The sequence below is a fragment of the Sphaerochaeta associata genome, assembly GCF_022869165.1.
GTDB classification, from domain to species: Bacteria; Spirochaetota; Spirochaetia; order Sphaerochaetales; family Sphaerochaetaceae; genus Sphaerochaeta; species Sphaerochaeta associata.
This window is the reverse complement of sequence record NZ_CP094929.1, coordinates 1,323,919-1,350,061: the sequence shown is the minus strand read 5'-3', so window position 1 is coordinate 1,350,061 and position 26,143 is coordinate 1,323,919. Positions and strand designations below refer to the sequence as shown.

Annotated in this window: 24 protein-coding genes and 5 tRNA genes; 19 read left to right on the top strand and 10 right to left on the bottom strand. The window is 51.6% G+C overall.

The features are described from left to right. Positions 1-97: 97 nt before the first annotated feature. From MUG09_RS06220 to MUG09_RS06210, 3 genes are all read right to left on the bottom strand, one after another. Positions 98-2,002, bottom strand: a complete 1,905-nt coding sequence (locus MUG09_RS06220; protein WP_244774570.1) for a TRAP transporter permease — start codon at positions 2,000-2,002, stop codon at positions 98-100. Positions 2,003-2,081: 79 nt separating this feature from the next. After that, a complete protein-coding gene (locus MUG09_RS06215; RefSeq protein WP_244774569.1) occupies positions 2,082-3,134 on the bottom strand; it encodes a TAXI family TRAP transporter solute-binding subunit in 1,053 nt (350 codons plus the stop codon). Positions 3,135-3,549: 415 nt separating this feature from the next. Then, entirely contained in the window at positions 3,550-5,874 is a 2,325-nt protein-coding gene (locus tag MUG09_RS06210; protein WP_244774568.1) for a DNA topoisomerase III, read from the bottom strand. Positions 5,875-6,035: 161 nt separating this feature from the next. On the opposite strand from MUG09_RS06210, the gene MUG09_RS06205 reads away from it, so the two are divergent. The 7 genes from MUG09_RS06205 (at position 6,036) to purU (ending at position 10,549) form a co-directional block, all read left to right on the top strand. Next, positions 6,036-6,278 carry a 4Fe-4S binding protein gene (locus MUG09_RS06205; protein ID WP_244774566.1) on the top strand — a complete coding sequence of 81 codons (243 nt, stop codon included), beginning with the start codon at positions 6,036-6,038 and terminating at the stop codon, positions 6,276-6,278. Continuing rightward, on the top strand, positions 6,275-6,841 hold the full coding sequence (locus tag MUG09_RS06200) for a 4Fe-4S binding protein (protein WP_244774563.1): 567 nt from the start codon (positions 6,275-6,277) through the stop codon (positions 6,839-6,841). The genes MUG09_RS06205 and MUG09_RS06200 overlap by 4 nt, the downstream gene beginning before the upstream one ends. Positions 6,842-7,363: 522 nt before the next feature. Beyond that, positions 7,364-7,531, top strand: a complete 168-nt coding sequence (locus tag MUG09_RS06195) for a DUF362 domain-containing protein (protein WP_013606780.1) — start codon at positions 7,364-7,366, stop codon at positions 7,529-7,531. Positions 7,532-7,598: 67 nt separating this feature from the next. Next, positions 7,599-8,264: a hypothetical protein gene (locus MUG09_RS06190; RefSeq protein ID WP_244774562.1), complete on the top strand. Its 666-nt coding sequence runs from the start codon at positions 7,599-7,601 to the stop codon at positions 8,262-8,264. Further along, a complete protein-coding gene (gene xseA / locus MUG09_RS06185; RefSeq protein WP_244774561.1) occupies positions 8,257-9,453 on the top strand; it encodes an exodeoxyribonuclease VII large subunit in 1,197 nt (398 codons plus the stop codon). Before MUG09_RS06190 ends, xseA begins: the two co-directional genes overlap by 8 nt. 2 nt (positions 9,454-9,455) lie before the next feature. Beyond that, on the top strand, positions 9,456-9,662 hold the full coding sequence (gene xseB, locus MUG09_RS06180; protein ID WP_244774560.1) for an exodeoxyribonuclease VII small subunit: 207 nt from the start codon (positions 9,456-9,458) through the stop codon (positions 9,660-9,662). A gap of 14 nt (positions 9,663-9,676) precedes the next feature. After that, complete coding sequence (purU, locus tag MUG09_RS06175) at positions 9,677-10,549, top strand: formyltetrahydrofolate deformylase (protein WP_244774559.1); 873 nt, start codon at positions 9,677-9,679, stop codon at positions 10,547-10,549. Positions 10,550-10,608: 59 nt separating this feature from the next. Here the strand turns inward: purU and MUG09_RS06170 are convergent, their stop codons facing one another. The 3 genes from MUG09_RS06170 to MUG09_RS06160 form a co-directional block, all read right to left on the bottom strand. Beyond that, positions 10,609-12,297, bottom strand: a complete 1,689-nt coding sequence (locus MUG09_RS06170) for an ammonium transporter (RefSeq protein WP_244774558.1) — start codon at positions 12,295-12,297, stop codon at positions 10,609-10,611. 165 nt (positions 12,298-12,462) lie between these two features. Beyond that, positions 12,463-13,572 (bottom strand): aminopeptidase, encoded by a 1,110-nt coding sequence (locus MUG09_RS06165; RefSeq protein WP_244774557.1) that lies wholly within the window; start codon positions 13,570-13,572, stop codon positions 12,463-12,465. Positions 13,573-13,585: 13 nt separating this feature from the next. After that, positions 13,586-14,323 carry a pseudouridine synthase gene (locus tag MUG09_RS06160; RefSeq protein WP_244774555.1) on the bottom strand — a complete coding sequence of 246 codons (738 nt, stop codon included), beginning with the start codon at positions 14,321-14,323 and terminating at the stop codon, positions 13,586-13,588. Positions 14,324-14,427: 104 nt separating this feature from the next. On the opposite strand from MUG09_RS06160, the gene MUG09_RS06155 reads away from it, so the two are divergent. From MUG09_RS06155 to MUG09_RS06145, 3 genes are read left to right on the top strand one after another with little or no spacing between them, the layout of a single operon-like run. Beyond that, entirely contained in the window at positions 14,428-15,354 is a 927-nt protein-coding gene (locus MUG09_RS06155) for a CBS domain-containing protein (protein WP_244774552.1), read from the top strand. A gap of 1 nt (position 15,355) precedes the next feature. Next, positions 15,356-15,706, top strand: coding sequence for an iron-sulfur binding hydrogenase (locus tag MUG09_RS06150; RefSeq protein WP_244774543.1), 351 nt, complete (start codon positions 15,356-15,358; stop codon positions 15,704-15,706). Then, entirely contained in the window at positions 15,690-16,403 is a 714-nt protein-coding gene (locus MUG09_RS06145) for a PHP domain-containing protein (protein ID WP_244774534.1), read from the top strand. The genes MUG09_RS06150 and MUG09_RS06145 overlap by 17 nt, the downstream gene beginning before the upstream one ends. A gap of 45 nt (positions 16,404-16,448) precedes the next feature. Here the strand turns inward: MUG09_RS06145 and MUG09_RS06140 are convergent, their stop codons facing one another. Then, positions 16,449-17,159 (bottom strand): Bax inhibitor-1/YccA family protein, encoded by a 711-nt coding sequence (locus MUG09_RS06140; protein WP_244774531.1) that lies wholly within the window; start codon positions 17,157-17,159, stop codon positions 16,449-16,451. Between the two features lie 53 nt (positions 17,160-17,212). Further along, positions 17,213-18,565: an MATE family efflux transporter gene (locus MUG09_RS06135; protein ID WP_244774529.1), complete on the bottom strand. Its 1,353-nt coding sequence runs from the start codon at positions 18,563-18,565 to the stop codon at positions 17,213-17,215. 64 nt (positions 18,566-18,629) lie between these two features. Here MUG09_RS06135 and MUG09_RS06130 point away from each other — a divergent pair, with 64 nt between their 5' ends. From MUG09_RS06130 to MUG09_RS06095, 8 genes are all read left to right on the top strand, one after another. Next, positions 18,630-19,331 (top strand): hypothetical protein, encoded by a 702-nt coding sequence (locus MUG09_RS06130; RefSeq protein WP_244774526.1) that lies wholly within the window; start codon positions 18,630-18,632, stop codon positions 19,329-19,331. Then, positions 19,328-21,589: an AAA family ATPase gene (locus MUG09_RS06125; protein WP_244774524.1), complete on the top strand. Its 2,262-nt coding sequence runs from the start codon at positions 19,328-19,330 to the stop codon at positions 21,587-21,589. Before MUG09_RS06130 ends, MUG09_RS06125 begins: the two co-directional genes overlap by 4 nt. 138 nt (positions 21,590-21,727) lie before the next feature. Continuing rightward, positions 21,728-21,799 (top strand) — tRNA-His (locus MUG09_RS06120). Between the two features lie 18 nt (positions 21,800-21,817). After that, positions 21,818-21,891: transfer RNA gene (locus tag MUG09_RS06115), tRNA-Arg, on the top strand. Between the two features lie 34 nt (positions 21,892-21,925). Continuing rightward, positions 21,926-21,998 (top strand) — tRNA-Lys (locus MUG09_RS06110). 37 nt (positions 21,999-22,035) lie between these two features. Further along, positions 22,036-22,117 (top strand) — tRNA-Leu (locus MUG09_RS06105). 42 nt (positions 22,118-22,159) lie between these two features. Then, positions 22,160-22,231 (top strand) — tRNA-Gly (locus MUG09_RS06100). Next, positions 22,202-23,032, top strand: a complete 831-nt coding sequence (locus MUG09_RS06095) for a Fic family protein (RefSeq protein ID WP_342345921.1) — start codon at positions 22,202-22,204, stop codon at positions 23,030-23,032. Before MUG09_RS06100 ends, MUG09_RS06095 begins: the two co-directional genes overlap by 30 nt. A gap of 72 nt (positions 23,033-23,104) precedes the next feature. Here MUG09_RS06095 and MUG09_RS06090 read toward each other — a convergent pair whose 3' ends face one another. Next, on the bottom strand, positions 23,105-23,953 hold the full coding sequence (locus tag MUG09_RS06090; protein WP_280529388.1) for a LysR family transcriptional regulator: 849 nt from the start codon (positions 23,951-23,953) through the stop codon (positions 23,105-23,107). 116 nt (positions 23,954-24,069) lie between these two features. Between MUG09_RS06090 and MUG09_RS06085 the strand changes: the two genes are divergently transcribed. Next, positions 24,070-25,095 (top strand): YeiH family protein, encoded by a 1,026-nt coding sequence (locus MUG09_RS06085; RefSeq protein WP_244774520.1) that lies wholly within the window; start codon positions 24,070-24,072, stop codon positions 25,093-25,095. A gap of 2 nt (positions 25,096-25,097) precedes the next feature. Here MUG09_RS06085 and MUG09_RS06080 read toward each other — a convergent pair whose 3' ends face one another. Beyond that, positions 25,098-26,051, bottom strand: coding sequence for a pectinesterase family protein (locus MUG09_RS06080; RefSeq protein WP_244774519.1), 954 nt, complete (start codon positions 26,049-26,051; stop codon positions 25,098-25,100). Positions 26,052-26,143 lie beyond the last annotated feature (92 nt).

The window sequence follows — 26,143 nt, the reverse complement described above, 5'->3', positions numbered from 1 at the left end:
GTTACGCATAGTACTTCCTTTATGTCTTTTACCAATCGCGTAACCAGCTGAACCATCTTGCTCGATGGCGTTAATCCCTAGAAATACACTCTCAACATCAGGCCGGAGAGAGAACCTTCTTTTTCAGTTTTGCCAATACAACGAACACGAGGATGACGACCGCCGAAATGATCAGGGCAATATCAACCGTATACGAGTGCATGATTTTTGGTGTACATGCAACGATGACCATACCTACCGTCAAGGCTCCTAATGCTAATCGTTCCCATAGTTTCAGAATCCTATTGAAGTAGCCGCGCATCGATGATGCCATAGTTATAATAGCATAAAATACGATAATACAAAGAGCCATTATTTCAAGAAAGTTTCCTCTCATCAGGAAAGCAGGGTTATATACAAATATGTACGGGATAATGAACCCTACCAATGCCAGACGAAGCGCTTCCCAACCAGTCTTCAAAGGATCGGAACCGGCAATGGCAGCCCCGCAATAACTGGCGATGCTCACAGGAGGCGTCACTTCAGCCAGAATTGCAAAATAGAATACAAACAGGTGTGCGGTCAGAACATCGATACCCAATGCCTGAAGGGCGGGCCCACCGATGGTCACGGCAACGATGTAGGCAGGCGTACACGGCATGCCCATGCCCATCAGAATCGAGGTAACCATGATGAGCATCAATGCAGGGAGTAAAAACCCGCCCGACCACGATTGGATGACCGAAGCTATTCCCAACGCGAGGCCGGTATACGTTACGATGCTTATGACCATTCCGGCTCCGGCGCACGTCACTGCAAGCATGATCAGGTTCTTTCCCGACAACTCGAAGGTTTCGTACAGCTTTTTTGGAGTCATCCATGTGTCGCGTTTGAGGAAGGTCATCAGGAAGGTCGCCAATATACCGTAGACTGCTGCCATGAACGGTGAATACCCGATGACCAGGAAAATGACGAGAACGATAAGGGGTATCAACTGATACGAATCTTTTAGGACCTGTTTCGTCGATATGATTTCGCTCTCATCCATGCCACGAAGATTCTCCTTCTTGGCCTCGAAGTGAACTTTAATGAGAATACTCAGATAGTAGAAAATTGCACCGATAACTGCTGCCTTAATGATATGAACATAGGCAATACCGGTGATTTCTGACATGACGAACGCTCCGGCTCCCATGATCGGAGGCATGATCAATCCTCCGGTGGAGGCGGCTGATTCAACTGCTCCGGCAAATTGCTTGCGATAGCCCAGGCGCTTCATAAGGGGAATGGTGAACACACCGGTTGCATACACATTTGCTGCAGCCACACCGCTGATCGAACCGAACAAGCCGCTTGAGATGACGGCGATTTTTGCAGGACCTCCAATGGATCTTCCTGCAAGCGAGACTGCCAGATTGGTAAAGTACTCGCCGGTCTTCGTATTCTGCATGAAGGCACCGAAGATGACGAATACAGCAACCAGTGTCGCAGTAACTCCGATGATGGAACCGTAGATGCCCTCGCTCGTAAAGAGGTAGAGAATCTCCACCATGCGGCTGAGAGCCATCGGCTTGGAGTAAAAAATACCGCCAAGAAACGGAGCTGTGACCAGGTACACAAGAAAGAGACTGATGAGGATGGCCATCGCTGGTACGACGACTCGACGGACGGCTTCGATCAGCAATATGATGTTGATGAGGCCAAGAATAGTCTGCAGTGGAGTAACTGGGTCGATCAACTCATACCGCAGGTTCAGTTTCGCATCCATCAGCATGAGATACAACGGCGGGAGAATTGCAAGAATGGCCAATACTACATCCAAAACCGATGGTCGATCGGTAGGCGACTTTGTTTTTGATGCAGGAAACAGAATAAAGGCCATCGGCAAGAGAACCATCAAGTGAATACCCCGTTGAATTCTGGGCTGGAATACTCCAAATATCGCGGTATATAAATGAAAGACAGCCACCGCAACGAGGCAAAAACTAACGACCCATTTCAACCAACCTTTCAATTCACGCATAGTATTCACTCCACTTTCGTATTAGTTTTTAAAAAACGGACCTTGTACGGAAGGTCCGTTTTTGATGGTCGATGTACACTTACTTCAACAAACCAACCTCTCTGTAATACTTCTCGGCACCTGGATGAAGAGGAACCATGGTAACAGGAGCGGTTTCAGCGGTGAAATACTTATTGAACGAAGGATTGATGGACTTGACTTCACCAATGTTCTCAATGAGAGCCTTGACGAAATGGTAGGCAACCGTCTCAGGCAATTTTGCGGAAGCAATAATTTCTGTTGAGTGCCCGATAGCCTTCTTGTTCACATCAATGCCCTTGTAGGTTCCGGCAGGAATCACATTCAAACCGCTTTCAAGAGCAACGGTACCATACGTGTTCGCGCTCCATTTGATCAAATCGTCGCTGGCTTCAAGGATGGTGGAATCTCTTGAAATCGTCATTTCGGTGATTGCTGCTCCGGGAAGGCCAAGACAAGCGATAACGTAATCAACGTGTCGGTCCTTGTAATAGTTGACCATGTCACCATAGACAGCCTGGAACAACTTGCCGCCGTTCTTCTCGATTTGTTCATAGGAGATACCGTAGTAGTTCTCAAGGATGAACGTGGTAAGGGCACGTTCACTGGTTCCCGGCATCGGAGCGGCAACGTTGAGTTTCTCTCCAGCCTTGATTTTCGCTGCGAATTCGTCGATTGTGGTTACTCCAGTCGATTTTGCAGCCAAGAAGTGATAGAAGTCAACGGAGAATCCACCGAGCAGGCCCCTGATGTTCTTCACTTCCCTGTCATACAAAGGTGCTACACCATTGTATGCAGCTTTGTCGACATATCCTACGCCCCAACCAATGTCATCTTTTCCCTGATCAACGGCCAGCGGATTAGCTGTTCCACCACCAGGAATGACCTTGATGGTAATTTCGGGGAATGTGTTTTTCACGATTGCCGACATGGCTCCGGCTTGTGTATACCAGCCGCCTCCCATTCCACCTGCCGTCCACGAATACGTGGCTGCCTTGAGAGGTTCCATTCCTCCTGCCGTCGGAGCAGAGGTCTCCGCCTGCGCAGCTGCAAAGAGCAAACCCGATACCAGTATCAACGCAAGCACCAGTAACCCTATTCGGTTCTTTTTCATGTCTCCCTCCTATAGTAGTGACGTATGAGTGCATCTTTGCTACTTCTTATAGTATGAGTAGCGACTATATCTTACCATGGCTGAGCCAGTTGTCAACGCAATAATTCCAAAACCTACAATGGATAGCCAAGAAAATGCGCACTTTTCCTGCTATCCATATGTATGGTAATCCCACCTGAAGTAGCACAATGAGAGGGCTTGGCAGCAGATGCGAAGGACACGTTTGAAGAAATATAGCCATGAGAAATTATCAGCGAGTGAAAAGACATCCCTTGCAGGCTCACGTGCAACCGTGGGCATGCAAGGGATGCAACAATCAGGACTGCTGGTTCGGCCGGATAGATTCCTGGAGGTACTTGGAAGCTATGAAGGAGGCAGGGATCCCGCAAGAACGAGGAACTGGTCCAGAGACGGCTTATGTACGCCTTTTCTCCCGGTCTCGTCTCTTTCTTTCTTCATTGGCCTTCAAGAAATCGGCGAAGCTGCCGCCTTCCGAAGGAGTCTGGTCGACTATATGCTGTGATTGTACCGGTGGTTTCCACCCTCCTCTGGTATCGCTGCTTCGTTCATTGCGTTCAGATCGATAGGCAAGCTTGCTCGGTCTTACAACCTCGATGACAGTCTCCCAGGTATAGGCTGGTGAAGCCTCCTCATCGGGCAGGGAGAAGGATTGAACCGGAGGTTTCTTTTTTAGAACCACGCGCTTCTTGACTCCATCGACCTCGACGGGAGCGACTTTCACCACGACTTTCTTTTTCGGCTCCGTCGTTTTCTCGGCTTGAGGCTTAGGCACCCGCTTCTTGACCTCCATCTCCTCATAGCTGCATGAAAGTTTCTGACAGAGAAAGTGACTCTGCCCGATTTCATCTACGACCTTCATCATCGGCGTCTTGCAGTACGGGCACTTCTTGGAGTCAGGGAAATGCGGTGAGAACACATCACTGCTGCCGATTACCTGGGCGACAAGGGCTGAGGCATTCTGCTTGATGTCTTGGATGAAACGATCACCATCCTCTTTGCCTTCTGCAATATTGCCAAGCCGCTCCTCCCAACGCCCGGTCAATTCGGGCGAACGCAGCTCTTCAGGGGCAAGGCGGACCAACTCCCTGCCTTTGGGAGTGGGAACCAGCTCCTTGCCAACCCGTTCTATATAGTGGTTTTGGATCAGCTTCTCTATCATATCTGCACGGGTAGCCGGCGTTCCAAGTCCGTTGGTCAGCCGCTTCTTCAGCTTTGCATCCTCGACAAAGCGTCCGGCATGCTCCATGGCCGAGAGCAGGGTCGCCTCGGTATAGCGGGAGGGAGCGGCGGTTGCGAGCTTTCTGAGCTTGACAGAATTGATGGTGACAGCATCACCCTCCTTGACCCGCAACAAGGAGGGACTTGCCTCATCCTCATCACCCAGTGAGCCTTGGGCGCTTCGTTTACCGATCAAGGCGGCAACACTTCTCCAGCCTTGCTCTACAGGGATGGTAAGGCGTGTCTTGAACCGACACGTTTCGACCTCGGCTGTCAAGGTGGTGGTCCGATATTCATAATCGGGGCTGAGCACTTCCAAGAAGCGCAGGGCGATCAACTCCCACAGGGCTTTCTCCTGTGCACTGAGCCTTGAAAGGTCAACCCGCTGTTCGGTCGGGATGATGGCGTGATGGTCGGTTACCTGCAGATCCTGCACAAAGCGCTCCTCATCGACGCGGAACCCATCCTTGACAAAACGGGCGCATAGGGGACTGAAGGGAGTGTCCTGCAGGCTGCGCAGTCGCTGTGGCAGGGTAGCGACGATGTCGGTGGTTATGTAGCGGCTGTCGGTTCTCGGATAGGTGACTATCTTATGCTGCTCATACAGGGCCTGCAGTACATCCAAGGTCTGCTTTGCACTGAAATCGAGCAGGTTGTTTGCATCACGCTGCAGTTCGGTAAGGTCATAGGCAAGCGGCGGCTGCTCACGTTTCTCAACGGTTTCCAAGCTCACAACCCTTCCCGTCTTTCCTACCAGTGAGCTTTCCTTCTCTTTGGCCGATGCCTCCTCGGTGATTCTGATCGAATCCTCACTCGGATAGTAGGAGGCGGTGAATTGGGTGAAATCAGCTTTCAAAGTCCAGTAGAATTGTCCGCTGAAGGCTTCAATCTCATCCTCGCGCCGGGTCATGAGTGCCAAGGTCGGGGTCTGCACCCGGCCTGCCGAAAGCTTTGCATCATAATGACAGGTAAGGGCTCTGGTTACATTCATGCCGACATACCAGTCGGCGGCGGCCCTGCTCTCAGCGGCTTTATAGAGGTTGTCATACAGGCTTGCATCCTTGAGGTTTGCGAACCCCTCCTTGATGGCGCCTTCAGTCTGGCTGCTGATCCACAGCCTGTGGGCGGGACCTTGGTAATCGGCAAGCTTCATAATCCAGCGGGCGACCAACTCGCCTTCCCGACCGGCGTCGGTGGCGATGACTACGCTCTCAATATCCGCTCTCCCGATCAGGCTTTTAACCACTGCAAACTGATCCTTGCTCTGCTCGATGACCTCCTGTTGCAACACAGGCGGAAGCATGGGAAGATCGCGCAGTGACCACCGTTTGTACCGTTCACTGTAGGCGGCCGGCTGGGCAAGCTCCACCAGATGCCCCAGCGCCCAGGTCACGATATAGTGTTCGCCCTCAATATAGCCGGTCTCCCGTCTGTAGCAGTTCAAAACACGCGCCAACTCTCTCCCAACACTCGGCTTTTCCGCAAGTACAAGCTTTTTCAATGCTCACTCCTCCACTCTGCTTGACTATATAACCAAGATTGCGGGAGTGGCAAGGGCGAAGATGGATAGTTGATTGTCATTCACAATTGTTGCTATTAACAATAGTTTGACAGAAGCCTTCCTTTCCGGTATGGTACGTACAAAACCACGGGAGGAACTCTATGGCATTCTCACTTGCATCTCTGTTCGGATTGAAAACTCACGATACCACACCCAAAACACTGGTGGTTCTCAAGCACCGCTGCCCGCAGAACCATCGCTGCCCAGCTGTTTCGGCATGTCCGGTCGGAGCGTTGAGCCAGAAGGGACAGAAAGCGCCCACCGTAGACCGAGAGCGATGCATCAACTGTGGAAAATGCACCCGCTATTGCTTCCCCAAGGCATTGGTGATGGAGAAAGCATGAACAGAAAGGGATTGCTGCCCAACCTCTTTTTCATCACCTTGGCTTATTTTGCACTCGGCATTATTTCCATACTCTTTGCCAATCTTGCACTCTTGTGCATGGCACTTCCATTCATCCTGCTTGCCAAGGCGAAGAAGAAGCTTTGGTGCCAAAGCTACTGCCCTCGTGCAAGTCTGCTCAATGCAGCAGGGAGAAGGAAGAACTGGAGAAAGAATCCAGCTTTCATCACCAACGGCAGACTCCGGCGCATCATGATCTGGTACTTCGGGCTCAACCTGCTCTTCATCACCGGCTCAACCGTCCAAGTGGCACTGGGAAGAATGGAAGCGATGCCGTACATCAGGCTTTTCATCGCCATCGAGCTCTTCAGCCTGCCTCAGCTTCTCACCGTCCAGGCCCCTCTTTTCCTTATCCATCTCTCCTATCGCTTCTACGGAATGATGGCATCGACAACCCTATTGGCGTTGGTGCTTTCACGCATCTACAGACCCAGAATCTGGTGTGCTGTCTGCCCGATCGGGACGCTCAGCGATTCTGCGCTCCGATTGGAACGGAGGACTTGAGATCAAGCAACGAAAGAACGCCGAAATGCCGGTAAGTAAAAACGCACCCCTTTCGGAGTGCGCCCCTCATTGGACCGGGTACTTGAAAGGTTCGCAGACCTAACCACTTCGCCGACCATCACCAGTATCACCCAGAACAATAACGATGTCTATATCACGTTCTCCATGCTATATGCATACTGAAATACAAATAAGGCCCTCCACCAGAGAGGACCCCAGGCTACTCGGAAGGCGTACCAGCCTCCGGTCTTCGCCGTTAAGAGTATTGTACAGCGAATACAGTACATTTCAAAGTTAGATTCAAGTAGTGTACAATCCCTATTGCAATAAAGAAATTCATGAGATACTTATATAGTAGGAAGTAATGGGAAAATGGCTCTCTGATACAAATATAACTTTTACTGTGAGTTTTTATATTTTCATTATTCTGTACTTTTAGTACAGATTATTCAAATTCCTTGACTTGCATGCAAAGGCGGTATATAGTCAAAAGCAACGAAAACGAAGTAAGGAGTCAATATCATGGCTTACAAAATCACTGATGCTTGCGTGGCTTGCGGTACCTGCCAGCCCGAATGCCCGACCGGTGCTATCTCTGAAGGCGATATCTATGTAATCGACGCTGATGCATGCATCGATTGCGGCACTTGTGCCGATGTCTGCCCCACAGCAGCTATCATCCAAGGCTAAGCCAACCAGTTAGGTTGAGAGACAGCGTACTGTGCTGTCTCTTTTTTTTTGAAGATAAGGAACGTACATGCAAAGTGATGGAAGTACAATCGGAGCGGCGGTGATGTTCATCGGGCTGTTGACGGGTTTTTTCCTCTGTTTCTATGGCTATGTTGCAAAACGACTCTTGGTAAGCATACGCAGTGTTTTTGCAGGCAGTCTCGTCTTTCTTGCCCTGGTACTGCTCGTTTTCCACCAACAATCGCTGTTGGTAGGCCTTTCCTCTGCCTCACCCCTTTCCGAGCTGTGGAATATCATTTTCACCACCCAGGATTATATGGGGGTTCTGGTCAACCTGCTCTCCTTCTGCTTCGGAGGCTTGCTGCTGTTCTACCTATCCAGAAGGAAGGCGGCACTCCCTCGGCTGGTTGTAGCCTCATTTACCGGGTTGAGCATGGGTTTGGTAATCTTTCTACTCATCCTAGGTTTTCTTCCCCTGCAAACCAGCTTTGTTATGTTTCTTGTATTGCAGGTCATCATCCTCGCCTACAGCCTCATCCGGTTCGACTCCTACATGGCCTTGGAAAGCGCCGTTGCAGGCTCCTTGATTGTTTCCTATCTGCTCTCCCAATTCTGGTATCTGCAGTTCTGGCTCTTTTTCACCATGTGGGCGATACTCGCCTTCCTGGGAATCCTCAACCAATTGCACAGGCTTGGACGACCGAAGCCTGACAAGGAGCAGGAGAATGGATAACCTGCTGCAAACCGAGCTCTCTGTCTCCGAGCTTACCGGCCTGATCAAACAAACCCTCGAGCAGGGTTTTTACGGCTTGAAGGTCAGCGGTGAAATTTCCAACTTCCGCCCATCCTCCACCGGCCACTGGTTCTTCACCCTCAAGGATGCGTCCTGCTCCATCAGTGCAGTCATGTTCAAAGGCTCGACGTGGAAGGTTGACTTCGCCCCTCAGGAAGGGGATAAGGTGATAGTCACCGGCGGCCTGGATGTATACGGGGCGCGGGGAACCTATCAGCTGAAGTGCGACAGCATGGAAAAAGCCGGATTCGGGCAGATTCTCGCCATGCTGGAGATGCGTAAGCGCCAGTATGCTGCATTGGGGTATTTCGACGAAAAAAATAAAAAGCCCATTCCCAAGCGTCCCCTTCGGGTCGGGGTGGTGACCAGTCCCACTGGAGCAGCCTTGCAGGATATTCTGAATATACTGCAGAGAAGGGCACCCTCGGTCGATGTGCTGGTCCTTCCTGCCACCGTCCAAGGGGAGAGTGCAGCCCCCTCCATTGCAAATCGAATCCAACAAGCCAATAATCTGCTGCTCTGCGATGTTCTGATCGTCGGGCGCGGCGGCGGCTCGATTGAAGATCTGCTGCCCTTCAGCGAGGAGTGTGTGATTAAGGCCATCCACGAATCCCAGATTCCCATCGTCAGTGCTGTCGGGCACGAGATCGACTGGGCTCTCTCGGACTTCGTCGCAGACTTACGTGCCCCCACCCCTTCTGCTGCTGCAGAGCTGGTCAGCCAAGGCTATCTGGATTCTCGCAACCAAGTGGGGAACCTACGTACGCAGTTGCTGAAAAGCATGGAGAGTCGACTTGCGCTGGCAGAGAGCAAACTCAAGCGCTTCGACACCAAGGCGATGGGGATGAGGATCAAGAACATCATCAATACCAAGGAGTATTTACTGGCAAATGCCACTAATAATATAGTCACAGCCCAGAACCAACTGCTGAAATCTTATAGCGGGCGGGCCGAACTGGCCATCAGAGAGTTGCAAGCCCTCAGCCCCCTTGCTATACTTGCCCGAGGCTATGCGGTCGTACAAAACCAGGAAGGACGGCTTGTTGCATCCAAAGAGCAAGCCGTGCCTGGATCTCTGCTGACGCTGACATTCACCGATGGATGCCGAAAGGCGCTTGTAAAGGAGTAACGATGAGTTTTGAAACTGATATTTCCAGAATCGAGGAGATCGCCCAAAAGCTCAACGCCTCCGACACCTCCCTCGAAGAGAGCATTGCACTCTTCGAAGAAGGAATGCGGCTTGCAAAGGCTTTGGAAAAAGCCCTTGCCGAGGCCAAGCGCAGCGTAGAGATTGTGTTGGGAGAAGACCCCCGGGAAGCTGAAATAAAAGCCCTGTAATAGAGGATCCAGGAATGAAAGACAACCAGAAGAAGATAATCTTCCTCATCCAGTGTGAGGATCGAAAAGGCATACTCAGCGCCACCTCCACATGGTTTTTCCAGCGGAGCTACAATATCGTCCACTGCCAGCAGCACACCGACAACATCGAAGGACGTTACTTCATGCGCATCGAGCTTGACATGCTCGACCTCAAGACAACCCGCAAGGAGCTTGAAGAGGACTTTGGTCTCTTCGCCAAGGAGTACAACCTGACGTGGGAGTGCCACTACAGTGATTACAACGCGCGGGTGGCCATCATGGTAAGCAAAACCAGCCACTGTCTCTACGACTTGATCGCCCGCAAGAATGAAGGCGACTTGAAGTGCGACATCTCCCTGATCATCAGTAATCACCCTGACTTGGAAATTATTGCAAACCAATTCCGCATTCCATTTTATTACCTGCCGGTCACAGCCGAAACCAAGGCAGAACAGGAGGCCAAGGTAATGACATTGCTGAGGCGCTTTGATATCGACTTGGTGGTCCTGGCGCGCTACATGCAGATTCTCAGCAGCGATTTCACCAGCCAATGGCATGGGAAAATCATCAACATCCACCATGGCTTCCTCCCTGCCTTCCAAGGGGCCAACCCGTATCGGCAGGCATATGAACGTGGGGTTAAAATGATCGGAGCGACAGCCCACTATGCCAGCGAGGAACTCGACCAGGGCCCGATCATCGACCAGGATGTGGTACGGGTGAACCACGAACTCAGTCCCAACGGGCTGAGGGACGTGGGAAAGGATGTCGAGCGCAGGGTGTTGGCCAAGGCTGTGCAGGCCCACCTTGAGAGCAGGATCATCATGTACAAGAACCGCACCATTGTGTTCGATGTGGAGAGATAGCAAGTATGAAGGGGGCCGACCGGCCCCCTCTTGATGTGCTGTTCACTCTTCTTATTCCATTATTCTGGAATAATCTCATCCTGCAGTGCGTCGTAGCCCTCTTCGCCGGTACGAACCTTGACCACATTGTCCACCGTGTACACAAAGATCTTGCCATCGCCGATATGACCGGTATAGAGTGCCTTCTTGGCAGCCTCGATGACCGCCCGTACAGGGACCTTGCTGACAACCGTCTCAAGCTGCATTTTCGGCAACAGGGTCGGGGAGACCGCAACACCTCGGTAATACTCCTTCTGGCCCTTTTGCATTCCGCAGCCCATGACCTGGGTTACCGTCATACCCATGACTCCTATTGCATTCAAGGCTTCCTTGAGCTCATTGAACTTGCTCTGCCTGCTGACGATGACCACCTTGGTCATCGGAGCCTCGCGGCTGGGTTTCTGTACAGGAGGAACCTCTGTTACAGGAATTGCAAGTTCCTCCGTCACAAGGGTGCCGAGCACCGATGGTACGGCGGGCATGAAGTCGGCATAGCTTGAACAGAGCCCATGCTCTTTCAGATCGAGTCCTGCTATCTCCTCTGCATGAGATACACGAAGCCCTACGGTCTTCTTCAGAAGCAGAAACAAACCGATCATGGTCACCGATACCCACAGCATGACCGATCCGACTCCCAGTGCCTGAATACCGAGCATTGCAAACCCTCCGCCGTAGAACAGACCTCCATCTACAGCGAATACTCCAACAAGAAGCGTTCCGAGCGCCCCGCAGATTCCATGCACCGAAATGGCACCGACCGGATCATCGATGTGAGCAACCTTTTCAAAGAATTCAACGGCGAATACAATGACTATGCCGCTGATGATCCCAATGATGGCAGAGCCGAAAGGAGAGACTGCATCACAGCCTGCGGTTATTGCAACCAAGCCGGCGAGTGCTCCGTTGAGGGTCATCGATACATCGGGTTTCTTATACCTCCACCACGTCAGGAGCATGGTTGCAATGGCTGCAAAGGCTGCGGCCAGATTGGTATTGAAGAAAATCATTGCCGCACTGACTTGGCTTTCACTGCTATCGAGACTGAGCGTCGAACCACCATTGAAACCGAACCAACAGAACCAGAGGATGAACACACCCAAGGCTCCCAAGGTGAGGCTGTGACCAGGAATCGCCTGTGCTTTCTTATTGCTGTCGTACTTACCAATTCTCGGTCCGATGATCTTCGCCCCCCAGAAGGCTGCAACTCCACCTACCATATGAACTGCAGTAGAACCGGCAAAGTCATGAAACCCAAGCGTTGAGAGCCAACCGCCGCCCCAGATCCAATGTCCGCTTATCGGATAGATCAAGGCGCTGATGGCAACTGAGTAGAGGCAGTAGGAGACGAACTTGGTTCGTTCAGCCATTGCCCCGCTGACAATGGTTGCCGCCGTGGCGCAGAAGACTGTCTGAAACATAATGAAGGCATAGGAGGGCACGGCCGATCCGTAATCGCGAAGGATGAAAAAATCCGGCACTCCTACCAAGGGCAGGGCACTGCCTCCCCCATTCAACCCGAACATCAGTCCGAAGCCGATGATCCAGAACGCAGCACTACCCAGACAAAAGTCCATGAGGTTTTTCATGATGATGTTGCCGGCATTCTTCGCCCGGGTGAAACCAGTCTCCACCATGGCAAAACCTGCTTGCATGAAAAACACGAGCACCGTCCCCAACAAGACCCAGAGCGTGTCCACCGATACGTACATACGTTCCCTCCAAAAACAAAAAAAGAGGCGTGCAGTGAAAATCACCGCACACCTTTGTACGAAGCCCAACGGGCCTGAAACAACAAAGGGCGATGCGGATTGCTCCACATCGCCCTTGACGTTTGCCTTGTTGTACCAGAGCTTGGCCTTATCTGTCAATCGCTTCTAGAGAGAAAGATTCAAACAGGTAAGCCTGGGATGGACGAATATTCCGTCCTTTCGGACCAAAACATCATCAAAATACATCTCCCCTCCGCCGTATTCAGGTCTCTGGATCTGCACCAGATCCCAGTGCACTGCACTGCGGTTGGTGTTGTCGCAATCCTCATATGCGTTGCCGGGGGTAAAGTGAATCGATCCGAAAATTTTCTCATCAAACAGCGTGTTGTCCATCGGTTCGAGAATACCAGGGTTGCACCCCAGGGCGAACTCCCCGATGTAGCGCGCACCTTCATCGATGTCAAGAATGTCATTGAGCAGCGCATCGTCATCGGCATGCGCCTCGATGATTTTACCATCCTTGAACGTGAAGCTCACATCCTTGAAACAATGGCCGTGATAGGTGCTCTCGGCGTTGTAGGTAATGGTTCCGTTGACCGAGTCCTTGACCGGGCAGGAGTAGATCTCCCCGTCGGGAATATTCATTCTCCCGGCGCAGGGAACCCATGGCATGCCTTTGACCGAAAAGGTAAGATCGGTGTTCTTCGCCTTGATGTGAACCCGGTCGACGGTGTCCAAGAAGGTTTTGGCTTCCGCCATCGCAGCGGCCATGGCATTGTAGTCGACTTGGGTGCAGACTTTGTAGAAGAACTCTTCAAACTCCACCGTACCCTTTCCCGCCTGCATCGCCATGACCTCGGTCGGATAGCGAAGCACCACCCACTTGGTCTGGGTAAGGCGGGTCTTCATGTGTACCGGGGTATTGTAATACTTGCTTGCCAAGTTCGTTTTCTCTGCAATGGTTGCAAGCTCGCGTACATTTGCGATACCGCGGATGCCGATGAAGGCATCCATCTGCTTCATGCGGTAGGTGTCGACATCGGCCCACTTGGCAAGCGAATGCTCGGTTGCATCTTCACACATCGCCCGCTCGATGCGTTGGTTCCATAGGTTTACCACCGGGTACCCCCCAGCGGCATAGACAGCCTTGATGAGGGCTTCAGTCATGCTGGTGGGAATATCGACAGCGTTGATGAGACACGATTCGCCTTTCTGAAGCTGTACCGAATATGTGACGAGAAGTTCTGCCAACTTCTGTTCTCTTGGATCTGCCATGTGTACTCCTCTCTTAAGAATCTATTCGAATTTCCATGGTTTGCGATGTTATCGGATGAGGGAATTCAACGGCAACCGCCCGCAAGGCGAGATGCTGCTGCACTTTCCCATGATAGACGGCGTCGCCGTCTATCGGATGACCGCTCCATGCCATATGCACCCTGACTTGGTGACGAAATCCCGAGGTGAGCCGGCAGGTGAACGTCGAGGCTCCCTCTTCTTCTCCTGTATACCACACCTTGGTCATGTACCAGGTTCCTGTTGACTTATCAAGCAGATGCTTTGGGCTGTCTGCAAGCACCGGCCTCACCTGTCTACGGTTGTCGCCGTAGTGACGGAACAAGCTTCCAATGGTCACCTCCCGACCACCACAAGAGACCGGATCCTCATAGGGAAACGGGGGGAAAGCGGGAAGCTGTGCTTCGGGTCTCTGCGAGCTGCGACACCGATACTCCTTTACAAAGAGCTCGGCTTTTCCAATCGCCTGCAGTGCAGTGTATGCTTCCTTGGTTCTGGCTATGACCACCAAGCCGCTCGTCGGGGTGTCAAGGCGGTGAAGCACTCCGCCCTCCCAGGCATTCTTGCCTTCCACCGAGAGCACTTCAGGGTATGAAGAGGCTACCAGTCCCAACAGGGTTGGTTTATCCAATGGATCATCCTTGAGAGGGACTGTAGGCAACAGCTCAGGTTTATCCACGATCAGAAGAAAGGGGTCTTCATACACGAGTGCCAAGGATGGGACAGTATTCATACCCCTTCAATATAGCAAAGAAATCGTGTTTTGGCAGTAGGAAAACATGAAACTGAGAACCAACCTTTCTTTGCACGCATGCAAAGCTGTTGTATACTCAACCTATGCAAGAGATACCTATCAATACCATTACCTCACCGAATGTCATCCTTGAACTGATTTACCGACTGAAGGTGAAGGATGTCATGACCACAGACCTGGTTACCGCCACCAAGGAGACCACACTCAGACAGATCCAGTACATCATGCGCGAAAAGCAGGTTACCGGGCTTCCCATCGTGGTCGGCAAGCGCTTGATAGGGATTGTGAGCATGGATGACATCATCCAGGCCCTCGACAAAGGGTATATCGAAGAAAAAGCGCAGGATCATATGACGCGCAACCTCATCGTCCTCGAAGATGATATGCCGATCTCATTTGCAATCAGCTACTTCGACCGTTTCAGCTACCATCGGTTCCCGGTGCTCAACAAGCACAAGGAACTGGTCGGCATGATTACCAGCCGCGATATCACCAGCACGTTGCTGGTGGAAATCAACAGGGAGATCGAGGAGCTGGAGAAACGGACCCGCACCACCAGCCTCAGCGAGGAGATGAGCGGGGAGATTCACACCTACTCGATCATGAAGAATGACTTTGAGAATGCAGGCTACGCCAGCACTGAAATCAAGAAACGGCTTAAGAGTGCAGGGATTGCACCGCACATCATACGCAGGGCGGCGATAGCAAGCTATGAATTGGAGATGAACCTGGTGGTGCACTCCGACGGAGGCGAATTGATCGCCGAATACTCCCCGCAAACGATGCAGATAACGGCAAAAGACAGCGGACCGGGCATCAGCGATGTCGAAGCGGCAATGACACCGGGATGGTCGACTGCCAGCGAGTGGATCCGCTCCCTCGGATTCGGTGCCGGCATGGGTCTTCCCAACGTCAAGTCGGTTGCCGATGAATTTACCATTGAAAGCAATAGAAGCGGAACCACCGTGGTTTGCAGCATTGCATTACACCCGAAACAAGAGGAGACATAGGATGGTTGTTCAGGATTTGGCTCAATTGGAAGGATTTACCGAGCACTGCATGGGAGATGGTTCGCTGACGATCCAGGACGCCTATACCGGCGACCTGCTCAGTGATGTGATGGGGAACGCCCCTGCAGAGAGTGTCCTGATAACCATCCAGGCTCATAAGAATACGGTGGCGGTAGCCTCGCTTGCCGGTATCCGTGCGTTGGTTATTTGCAACAACCGCAGTATTCCTTCTGATATGCTTCAAGCGGCAAAAGATGAGGGAATCGCTATTTTCACCACAGCGGTGACTCAATTCGAGGCAAGCTGCCGTATTGCAGCAGCCTTGGGAAGGATCAATGCAGGTAAAGCTTGACCTCCATAATCACAGTTGCCTCTCACCCTGTGCGAACGACGATTTTACCCCTGCCCTGCTGGCAGTGGAGGCGATGGAACAAGGGATACAGATTCTTGCCTTGACCGACCACAACAGCGCCCGCAATCTGCCCGCTTTCAGTGAGGCTTGCCAATTGTGCGAAATACTTCCCTTATTCGGCCTGGAAGTTTCCACTGTTGAGGACGTGCATGTACTTACCCTCTTTTCCCGGATCGAGGACGCACTCGAGTTTGGGTCGTTCATCGAGTTCCTGCTGCCCGCCCAAAAAAACCGGCCGGACATATTCGGTAATCAGCTGGTGGTGGATATCGAGGGGAAAGTACTTGAGACGGTGGACAAGCTCTTGGTCAGTTCCACCTCCCTTGCATTCAGCGATGTAGTGGAGGAAGCGCTCAGCAGGGATGCCCTGGTAATCCCCGCCCATATCGACCGATATGCCAACAGTGTGCTTGCAAACCTTGGATTTCTCCCCGATCTGAGATACTCGGCGCTGGAGGCAATCCATCTCCCCGTCCATGCCGATACCCATAATCTGGCGATTCTTACAGGTTCGGACGCCCATTGCCTCGAGCAGGTGGGAAGACGAAGTTGTTTCCTTGAGATGGAGGAAATCAGCTATGAAGCCTTGAAGAGAAGCCTTGCGCTGCCATCCTCGGTCACGTACCACCGGATATAAGAAAAGGCTGCATCGCTGCAGCCCGTTCTGAGAGTCTTCCCTGGATCATCGATTGTTCGAACGACCGAAAATTCGTAAAAGGAAAAGGAAAAGGTTCAAAAAGTCGAGATAGAGCGTAAGAGCTCCGATGATGCTGAGCTTTGTGAAGGTCTCTTCGTCGATTCCCGAACCATACTGCTCGTTCATTCTGATGATCTTTTGTGTATCCCATGCGGTAAGACCGAGGAAGATACCGACGCCGATGAAGCTGATCAGATAATCCAGGCCGGATGAGCCCAAGAACATATTGATCAGGGATGCAATGATCAGACCCCACAGGCCCATGACAAGATACGAACCAAACTTATTCAGATCGCGCTTTGTGGTCATTGCATAGAGGCTCATCCCGCCGAACATAAGGGCGGTGGTAAAGAAGGTCTTGTAAATCACCACTCCGGCATAGACGGCGAATATGGTACTGAGCATAATGCCGTTCAAGGCGGAATATGCCAGGAATGCTCCGATGGCACTGGCCTGACTCATTCTGTCCAACCGTGCCGAGAGGTAGAATACCAAGGCGAATTGTCCTACGACAATTAGAAGAAATCCCATGGTGTTTCCGACCAGGGCCCTGAGTAGAGAGGGATTGCTGGCCACAAAGAAGGCAACCAAGGCGGTAAGACCCAGGCCTGCAGTCATCCAAAGGTATACATTTTTTAGGATGGTTCGCTCACGCGTCGCCACATTCTGGAGTATTGAAGAGTTTCGTTCTGACATAGTACTAGCCTCCTGTGCTATCACATATAATGTCGCAATAAATCGAACAAACGTCAACGCTCTTGCTTCCAACCGCCTAATAGGAAATACCGATACCGCAGCAGGCACTCCAGGAAGTCTCCCGTAAGGTACGCCGCCCACAGCCAGGGAAGCGGCAACTTGAGGACCAGAACGACCAGTAGTGCATAGGGAAGTTGGACCAACCAGCCGCTGATCAGCGAGGTATAGAGAATGGGACGGGTGTGGCCCGATCCGAAGAAGGCCGAACCCAAGCCGCCTGAGATGGACATGAAGATCAGGCACAATCCATAGATACGCAACAGGGAAGCAGCCTCGGAGGAGACCGATGAACCACCAAGAAAAAGACTGAGCAACTGGTTTGGAGCGAGGAGGAGCAACAGAATGAAGGGAAGAGAAAAGATCAGGCCGTTGACAGAGGACAGCAAGGTGACATCGTGTGCCTCCTTGAACTGTTTTGCACCCAGGCGTTGACCGACCAGGATACCCGAGCCCATGCTCAGGCCGTTGGAGGGCATGCCGCAAAACTGGTATATCCGGTTTGCAATTCCCAGGGCGGCAATGGCAACCGTACCATACAGGGCGACGAGCTTGAGAAAGATGATGGTAATCAAGGACCTGAGCAGCATGTTGATTCCGCTGGGCAGGCCGATGGTAAGCAATTTTTTATCTATGGTCCAATCGAGGTGTAAAAGTCCTTTGACTCTTATGGTCAGGGGGGCCTTGCCGCTTTGCAGATACCAGAATCCTGCAATGAAGGCAAAGCTATAGGAGATGCAGGTGGCGACCGCTGCTCCGAACATTCCCCATCCCAATCCTTTCAATGAGGTTGCAGGGATGGTGCTGAACATGAAAATTGGATCAAGGACCATGTTCAGTACGGCAGAGGCCAACAGAAGCCTCATGGGAGTCTTTGCATCCCCAGTGCTTCTGAGGATGGTATTGACGGTGTAGGAGGAGAAAAATACCGGAACGAACACCGAACGCAGATAGCCATACTGCAGGCCGTGGGAGAGCACTTTTGCATCATCGGTGTAAAGACGATAGAAATGAGGAAGGACCAGAATGAGCACAATGGCGCCCAGGCTTCCCAGCAAAGCCTTGAAGACAAAAGTCTGCTCTCCGATTGTCCTTGTCAGATCGATGTCACCCGAGCCCCAGCTTCTGCTGAGCAAGGAGACGCTGCTCGTACCGACCACCTCATTGAGAATTTCCAATGCCAGAAAGAGGGTCAAATAGATGGTGATTGCGGCAACCGCTTCCTTGTCCAACATGCCTATCCAAAACATGTCGACCATGTCGTACAGCGCAGTGAACAGCATTCCATACATAGTCGGCAGACTCATGGCACGAATCTGCCTGTTCATGGTTTTATATTGGCTAAGCATGCTGCGATTGTACAGATGTCCATTCTGCTATGCAAGAGAGAAGTCGGATGGTATAGTATCAACCATGAAACGGACGTCATATGTATACCTTTTGCTTGGATTGGCTCTCCTTTTTACGGGATGCTCCTCTGTCAAGCAAGACCAAGCATTGCGTACTCCCGATACTGAGTATGCCCTTACCGAGGTGGTGAAACTTGCCAGCCAATCAATCGATGTCAACCTGTATGCGGAAACGGCCCTTGAGATACTGCTGCCTCCACAGACTGCACACTTTCTCCAGATGCAGGAAATTCCCTTGTTTCATGACCATCTCCAAGTATGGCGAATACAGGTGCTGAGTGCCTTCCGTCAAGTGGTGGTGCAACTGCCTTCCCTTGTTGAAACTTCGGTCTCAACGGTTGTCTGGAAGAATGGCGAGGCTCTTCTGAAAGCAGGGAATCGAAGTGCAACTACGGCCTTGGTCACCGAGCAAGGCACCGCACTTGCCCAGCAAGTAAGAAGCATGCTGCAGGACGCATTGCAGACCAGCAGTATTACATGGAACCTTATTCTCGACCGTTACAGCATTTGGCAGAAAGGTACAGCCCTTTGGGGGCGTGAGGGGCTTCCCGCCGTTGCAACCGATCCGTTCGAGCACATCTACTCCTTCTTCGTAACCACATACCTCGATGAGTTGGGATCACAGGAAGAACGATTGAGGACCACCCCGGTACCCAAGGGCAGCGGCTCTTTCCTGGAGCTTTTCCAACAGGACGGCCAGCAATGAATCTCTTTACCGAAGCCAGTGAAAAGGATCAAAGTGCCAACCAACCCCTTGCCTATCGGATGCGCCCGAGAACCTTGGACGAGTACATCGGCCAGGATGCCATCATCGGCAAGGGCCGCCTGCTCAGACGGGCCATTCAGGCCGATCAGCTCTCCTCGGTTATTTTCTACGGCCCTCCCGGAACAGGAAAAACAACACTTGCCCGTGTAATCGCCAATACAACCAAGCGCCACTTCTCGACCCTCAATGCAGTATTGTCAGGTGTCAAGGAACTGCGGTATGAAATCGAGGAAGCACGTCAGCGCCTGGAACTTTACAACCGGGGTACCATACTTTTCATCGACGAGGTGCATCGGTGGAACAAGAGCCAGCAAGACGCCCTGTTGCCATGGGTAGAGAACGGAACCGTCATTCTCATCGGAGCGACAACCGAAAATCCGTATTTCGAAGTGAATGCCGCCTTGGTCAGCAGATCCAGGATATTTCAGCTGAAGAGCTTGGAAAATGAGGACCTGCTTGCCATCGCAAAACAAGCGCTGGCGGACAAGGAGCGCGGCTATGGAAACTACCGGGTGACGTTTGAGGACCAGGCTCTCGAGCATCTGGTGGAGATTGCAAACGGGGATGCACGCAGCCTGCTCAATGCGCTTCAACTTGCTGTAGAAACATCCACAGAGCACTTTCCTCCCGCCAACGGGAAGGAAATCTTTATCTCAAAGGATGCCGCCGAGCAATCCATCCAGAAAAAAGCGGTACTGTATGACAAGGAGGGGGACTATCACTTCGACGTCATCAGTGCATTCATTAAAAGCGTCAGAGGAAGCGACCCTGATGCCACGCTCTACTGGTTGGCAAGAATGGTAAGCGCCGGTGAAGATCCCAAATTCATCTTTCGCCGGATGCTCATCAGCGCCTGTGAGGATGTGGGACTTGCCGATCCCAACGCCATCGTTGTGGTGCAGGCTGATGCAGAGGCCTTCGAACGCATCGGGCTGCCCGAAGGGAGATTCCATCTTACCCATGCCGCCCTCTATCTGGCTACAACCGAGAAAAGCAATTCCACCCTGGCCTTCTTCGACGCCCTCAAAGGTGTTGAACAACAGGCTCAGGACGAGGTGCCAAACCACCTGCGCGATGCAAGCCGCGATGCAAAAGGTTTCGGTCATGGGCAAGGATACTTGTATCCGCACTCTTATCAGGACCACTGGGTAGCCCAGCAATACCTTCCTTCCGGACTTCAGGGCAAGGTGTTTTACCAGCCGAGCAATCAGGGGTATGAGAAAAACATCCAAGAGAAAGTACAACGTCATCGCGAAGAGCAGCTTGAAAGCGTCGAGGTGGACGCCTTTGTGGAAAATCTCACCTTCTCCCCTGGTGACAAACAGCGGCAACAGTGGGTCAATCGAACGGTAAGCGAGCGCGGAAAGCTTTTATCAACCGTTCGCACAACGCTGTTCGAATCGGTGCAGTTTCGCCGAAGCGACCGGGTGTTGGTCTGCAATGCGGGCCACGGGCTCTTGCTGTGGGAAGCTTTCCGCAAGACAGCCGAGGGATTGGTGGTCGCCCAGGTACGAAGCAAGGACCAGTTGGATCATATCAATCACTATGCAGATTCACTGCCTGAGCTGGAAAAACCACAGGTGCATCTTGCCGATCTCAAGAAGCTTGTAGCCTCGTTGGAAGAGGACATGCGCTTCGAGATCATCATCGGCCGCAATGTATTCTCCCGTGCCAGGGAAGAGCAACAGCTGTGTACGGCTTTAGCCTCCCGCTTGGCGAGGCAAGGTTCGCTGCATCTCTGCGAGAGCGTACCAAGCAAGGGCTCCCGGCTCTCTGACTTTTTGCCTCCAGACCTTAAGCCTATGTTCATCCAAGCTGAGCAGCTCTTGTACGGCGAGCCTACCAATGCATTGACCAACTGGGATGAAGAATACCTTCAGTCCATGTTCGAGGTCGAGAATCTTTTGGCTGTGGTTACTTCGCTGGACTTGACCGAACAGCGGATGATGGGATCTGATGACATCAGGCGCTATATGATCTCTTCCTATCTGCCTTCGTTCGAGAAGCTGGGGCTTGAAGTTGATGCCACTGCATTGCAAAGGAGGCTGGAGGATCTGTTGGCCAACAGGGCCTTGCACTGGAGACATCACTTGGCATTTGTCCATGCTTCACGACAACCGATAACAATCGTTGAGAGGGATGAAAAGGGCACCGGGGCTTTTGCCGCTGTTGTCAAAAAGGTGCACGGAGGCAATTGATTGCAGGAAAAACAGTTGTATCGGCCTCCTCAAATTTTTGCAAAATTTCAGCAAGGGTTGTTGACAAACAAAAGTCTTTAGGGCATAGTATGCAACGTTGAAACGCACTGGTGAGTAGCCACTGCTTCAGCTACCATGGTGGGAGTAGTTCAATGGTAGAGCACCAGATTGTGGATCTGGCTGTTGCGGGTTCGAGCCCCGTCTCTCACCCTTGATCGGGTCGTGAACGCGCTCGTAGCTCAGCTGGATAGAGCGCCGGACTTCGAATCCGTAGGTCGAAGGTTCGAATCCTTCCGGGCGCAACGGTTTTGGTTTTTTGAAATTGTATTTTGTCATGGGCCGCTAGCTCAGCTGGTAGAGCAGCAGACTCTTAATCTGCGGGTCAAAGGTTCGATCCCTTTGCGGCTCAAAACATGGCGAACCTCGTAAGGGGCAAGGCATGCACCGCGAGAGTGGTGAAATTGGCAGACACGCCAGACTTAGGATCTGGTACCTTACGGTGTAGGGGTTCAAGTCCCCTCTCTCGCAAAGGACAATCCGAAAGGGCTGTCTGACGAATATAGGTTTTTTGCGAAAGTAGCTCAGTGGTAGAGCTCCACCTTGCCAAGGTGGATGTCGCGGGTTCAAGTCCCGTCTTTCGCTCTTAAGCAGTCAGAGAAATCTGGCTGCTTTTTTTTCTCTGTCATTGCCGGACCAAAAAAGATGTATTGGAAGTTCAGAATGCGATTGCCGCCTACCAAGTGCTCTATTCAAAAAAAACCATACAGTGTGAAGGACTTGCTCGCGATTCACGGACTATTGACCAATGGATTGGTATTAGAATGCGGTAGTTTCCGATCAACTGCTGTAGGTGTTATGAAAGAAGAGCAAGTTATTCATATCGCTCCTCCAGCCCCAATGGTTGCCCATCTTGTTTCTGATCTTCTGGAATGGGTGAAAGAGTCTGCATATCCAATGCTTATAAAAAGCGCAATCTTTCATTACGAATTCGAGTATATCCATCCATTTACTGACGGAAACGGTCGCATGGGACGCATGTGGCAGACTCTCTTGCTCACAAGCTGGAATCCGCTCTTCTCCTGCCTGGCGGTCGAGGAAATAGTAAAAGACCGGCAACATCAATACTATGATGTCATTAATAAATCCACGTTGCAAAACGACTCAGCTCCATTTGTCACCTTCATGCCGGAAGCAATCAACCAGGCATTGGATGAGCTGACACCCACCAAGGAAATCATTTCTCCCTATGTGGAAAAGCTTCTCTCAGTTATGGGAACTCGAATGCTCTCAGCACAAGAAATCATGCGGGAGCTGGGCCTGACCAACCGCCAATCCTTCATGCAAGTGTATCTGCATCCCGCTCTTGAACTAGGCCTTGTGCAGATGACCATTCCGGACAAACCTAACAGTCGACTCCAAACATATTGTGCAAGGCTGGAATAACTGCGACTTGCATGCTGACTTGTACGTTCTTCTTGAGATTTCTCAAGCAGTCAGAAAATCTGGCTGCTTTTGTTATTCTTGAAAGAAAGCGTCAACATACCGTAAAGCTGTTGTATGCTTCAACCACACGATGTTGAACTCATGTTCTTCCACCGTATCGTCAAGACTGAATTGCGCGATATGAGAATCGGCATCCACTACCGATTGATACAAGAAACTGATGCCCAGCGAGCTTGCAACCATCTTCTTCAGAGGCTGGAAGCTCGATAGTTCGGTTACCCTGTTGAAAAGCGATAGGTCATATCCCAAACCTTTCAATTCACGTTCGAAGATATCCCGCGTACCCGATCCCGGTTCCCGGACGAACAGATTCTGACCAGCCAAGGCTTGTACAGGGACGCTCGTACCTGCAAATGGATGCTGCAGCGCACATATTCCGACAAACCGTTCCCGTTTGAGCAGACGGACTTCATACTTGATCTTCTCGAACAATCCTTCCACCACGACAAAATCCAGTTCACCGGCATCAAGCAACGACAACAGCCTGGTTGTGTTGGCAACAACAAGAGACAAGTTGTGCTGATCTTGCTGGAGATACCGCTGCAGGTACTCGTTCAAGGCACTGTCGCCAATGCTCTTGGTCGCACCCAGGCGCAAGACTCGCCGCTCGGTACGGTTGAGCATTGATATCAGTTCCACTTCATTGTAATGCTGGGATTCAGCAAACTGCTTGAGCAGCAAGCCATCATCGGTGATGTGCAGACTGCGCCCCTTATACTCGAACAATTTGGTGGAGTACTCCTCCTCCAGCGACTGGATTTGCTTGGTAACAGCAGGTTGCGTAAGGTTCACTAGTTCGGAAGTCTTTCGGTAATTCATTGTTTCACAAAGTGATAAGAATGTTCTGAGCCTGGTATCCATCTATGATCCTTTGATAACTTTATGGAATTGTACTATAGAAATGTTTCATTGGATTTTATCAGTAAAAATTCGTAGTATCAACATCGATACCACGCACAAAGGAAGATTACCTACCAATGAATACAACCATCAAGGCATATGCACCGGGAATACTGCTCGCCGTCGTTATCGCTTCAGCTGCAAAATGGATTGAAAGCCTGATGGGGCAAGGCTTCATCAGCGCCTCGGTCATTGCCCTATTCATCGGCATATTGCTCCATACAATCAGAAGACCGGATCCTGAGTTTCAAAAGGGAATACGGTTCTCGTCGAAGATGTTGCTGAAGTTCGCCATCATCCTGCTGGGAGCAAGCCTGAACATCACCACCATCCTTCAAGTAGGCAGGATCTCCCTTTTCGTTATGCTATTCACGCTGACAGCATGCTTTGGCGTCGGCTACTTTGTAGGGAAGGCATTCGGCCTCAATTGGAAGATGTCCAACCTGATATCTGCAGGGACCGGCATCTGCGGGGGATCGGCCATTGCGGCCATCGCACCCGTCATAGAAGCCGAGGACCGTGACATAGCCTTTGCCATGAGCGCAACATTCATCTTCGACATGGTCATGATTGTGCTCTTCCCCCTTCTCGGCTCGTGGCTTGGCATGAGTGACACCGCCTACGGACTTTGGGCAGGCACGGCAGTCAACGACACCTCGTCGGTGGTTGCTGCAGGATATGGATTCAGCGAGCGTGCCGGAGACTTTGCCGTAATGGTGAAACTCACCCGCACCCTTGCCATCATACCCACCGTGCTCATATTCAGCGCCGTCCAATTCCACCAGACCCGGAAGAGATCGAAAACAGGGAGGATTGCCGTAAAGGTGTCCTCAATCGTCCCCTACTTCATCGGCCTGTTTTTGGTCATGGCTTGCTTGAACAGTCTTGGACTTATACCGACAAGCATTGCTTCACTGTTGAAGTCCATCAGCAAGTTTTGCATGGTTACAGCACTGGCGGCAATCGGTTTGAACACCAGTTTCAAGGAGATGAAACAGGAGGGAGCGGCTCCGATGTTGCACGGGTTCATCATCTCGCTCTTGGTGGTGCTTGTAGCCTTGCTGGCCATCCGCATGCAGCTTGCCACGGGTATGTTTGCCTGATGTTACACGCCCTCATAGGGGCTTTGGTGGAAAATTCGGCAGCGCTGCTCGATGGCATCGAGCACACCCATGGCTTCAACGGCAGAAATTTCAAACGCCTCTTCGGTGCCCGCCCCATTCCAAGAACGACATCGATGGCAGGCAAGCGTTCCCTCTCCAAGCCCTTCATGACCCGGCCAATCGATTCTCAGCGCTGGATGGATGTGCTCTTTGAAGCTGCAATGGAGAAACACAGCCTTGCCATCCTCTCTCCATGGGCGCATCAGATACACCGATCCGGCATCGACATGGTCCTTGGCGGTGAACGTGCACCGATCGAAGACCAGTCCGATGTCTTTTGCACAGGTCGAGGGTGCCGTTACATATCCTGCTTCACAACTGCTGATCTCACTATTCCTGAAGAGGGCATCACCGCCGCCGAAGATGAAATCCACTCCCCCTTGGATGAAGCATTGTTCGAAGAACGCAGCATTCTGCTTTCGCTTGGCAAAACATCTCGGTCCAAAAAAACCATTGGGTTCACGCTCCTTTTCGGGTAGCGGTGCGATAAAAAGGGTGTCCTGACTGCCGAACAGGCGGACCTGAAAGAGATGGGCGCGATCGACATCGAGGTACAAGGCGACAGCCTGCCCGGCTTCGCTTCCTTTTCCTGCCCTGTTTTCTATGGTGATATGTTCCAGTTTTAGGAACTCACCACTGAAGAAGGCTGTATAGGTGCGGAAGGTACCGCGCTTGGGCAGCGCATCGATTCTCTGTTTTGCACCCTCGGAATTGGTAATAATTACATCACCGTTCCCTATGAGGTGTATGTTGTGCTTGTCACAAAAGAGCTTTTCGTGATACACGCCCTCCTCAATGATGATTCGGGCCTCCTGTGCATAGGGAACGGCATCCAATGCTTCCTGGATGCTGCAGTAGTGCCCATTTCCGGATTGGTCGACTGTCAATGTGTACATATTGCCATAGTATATCAACTCTCATAAATACGACAGATGGAAAGAGGAACTGTTTTATCATTGTCTGCTTCTTGTACCAAAAAAGAAGAGTT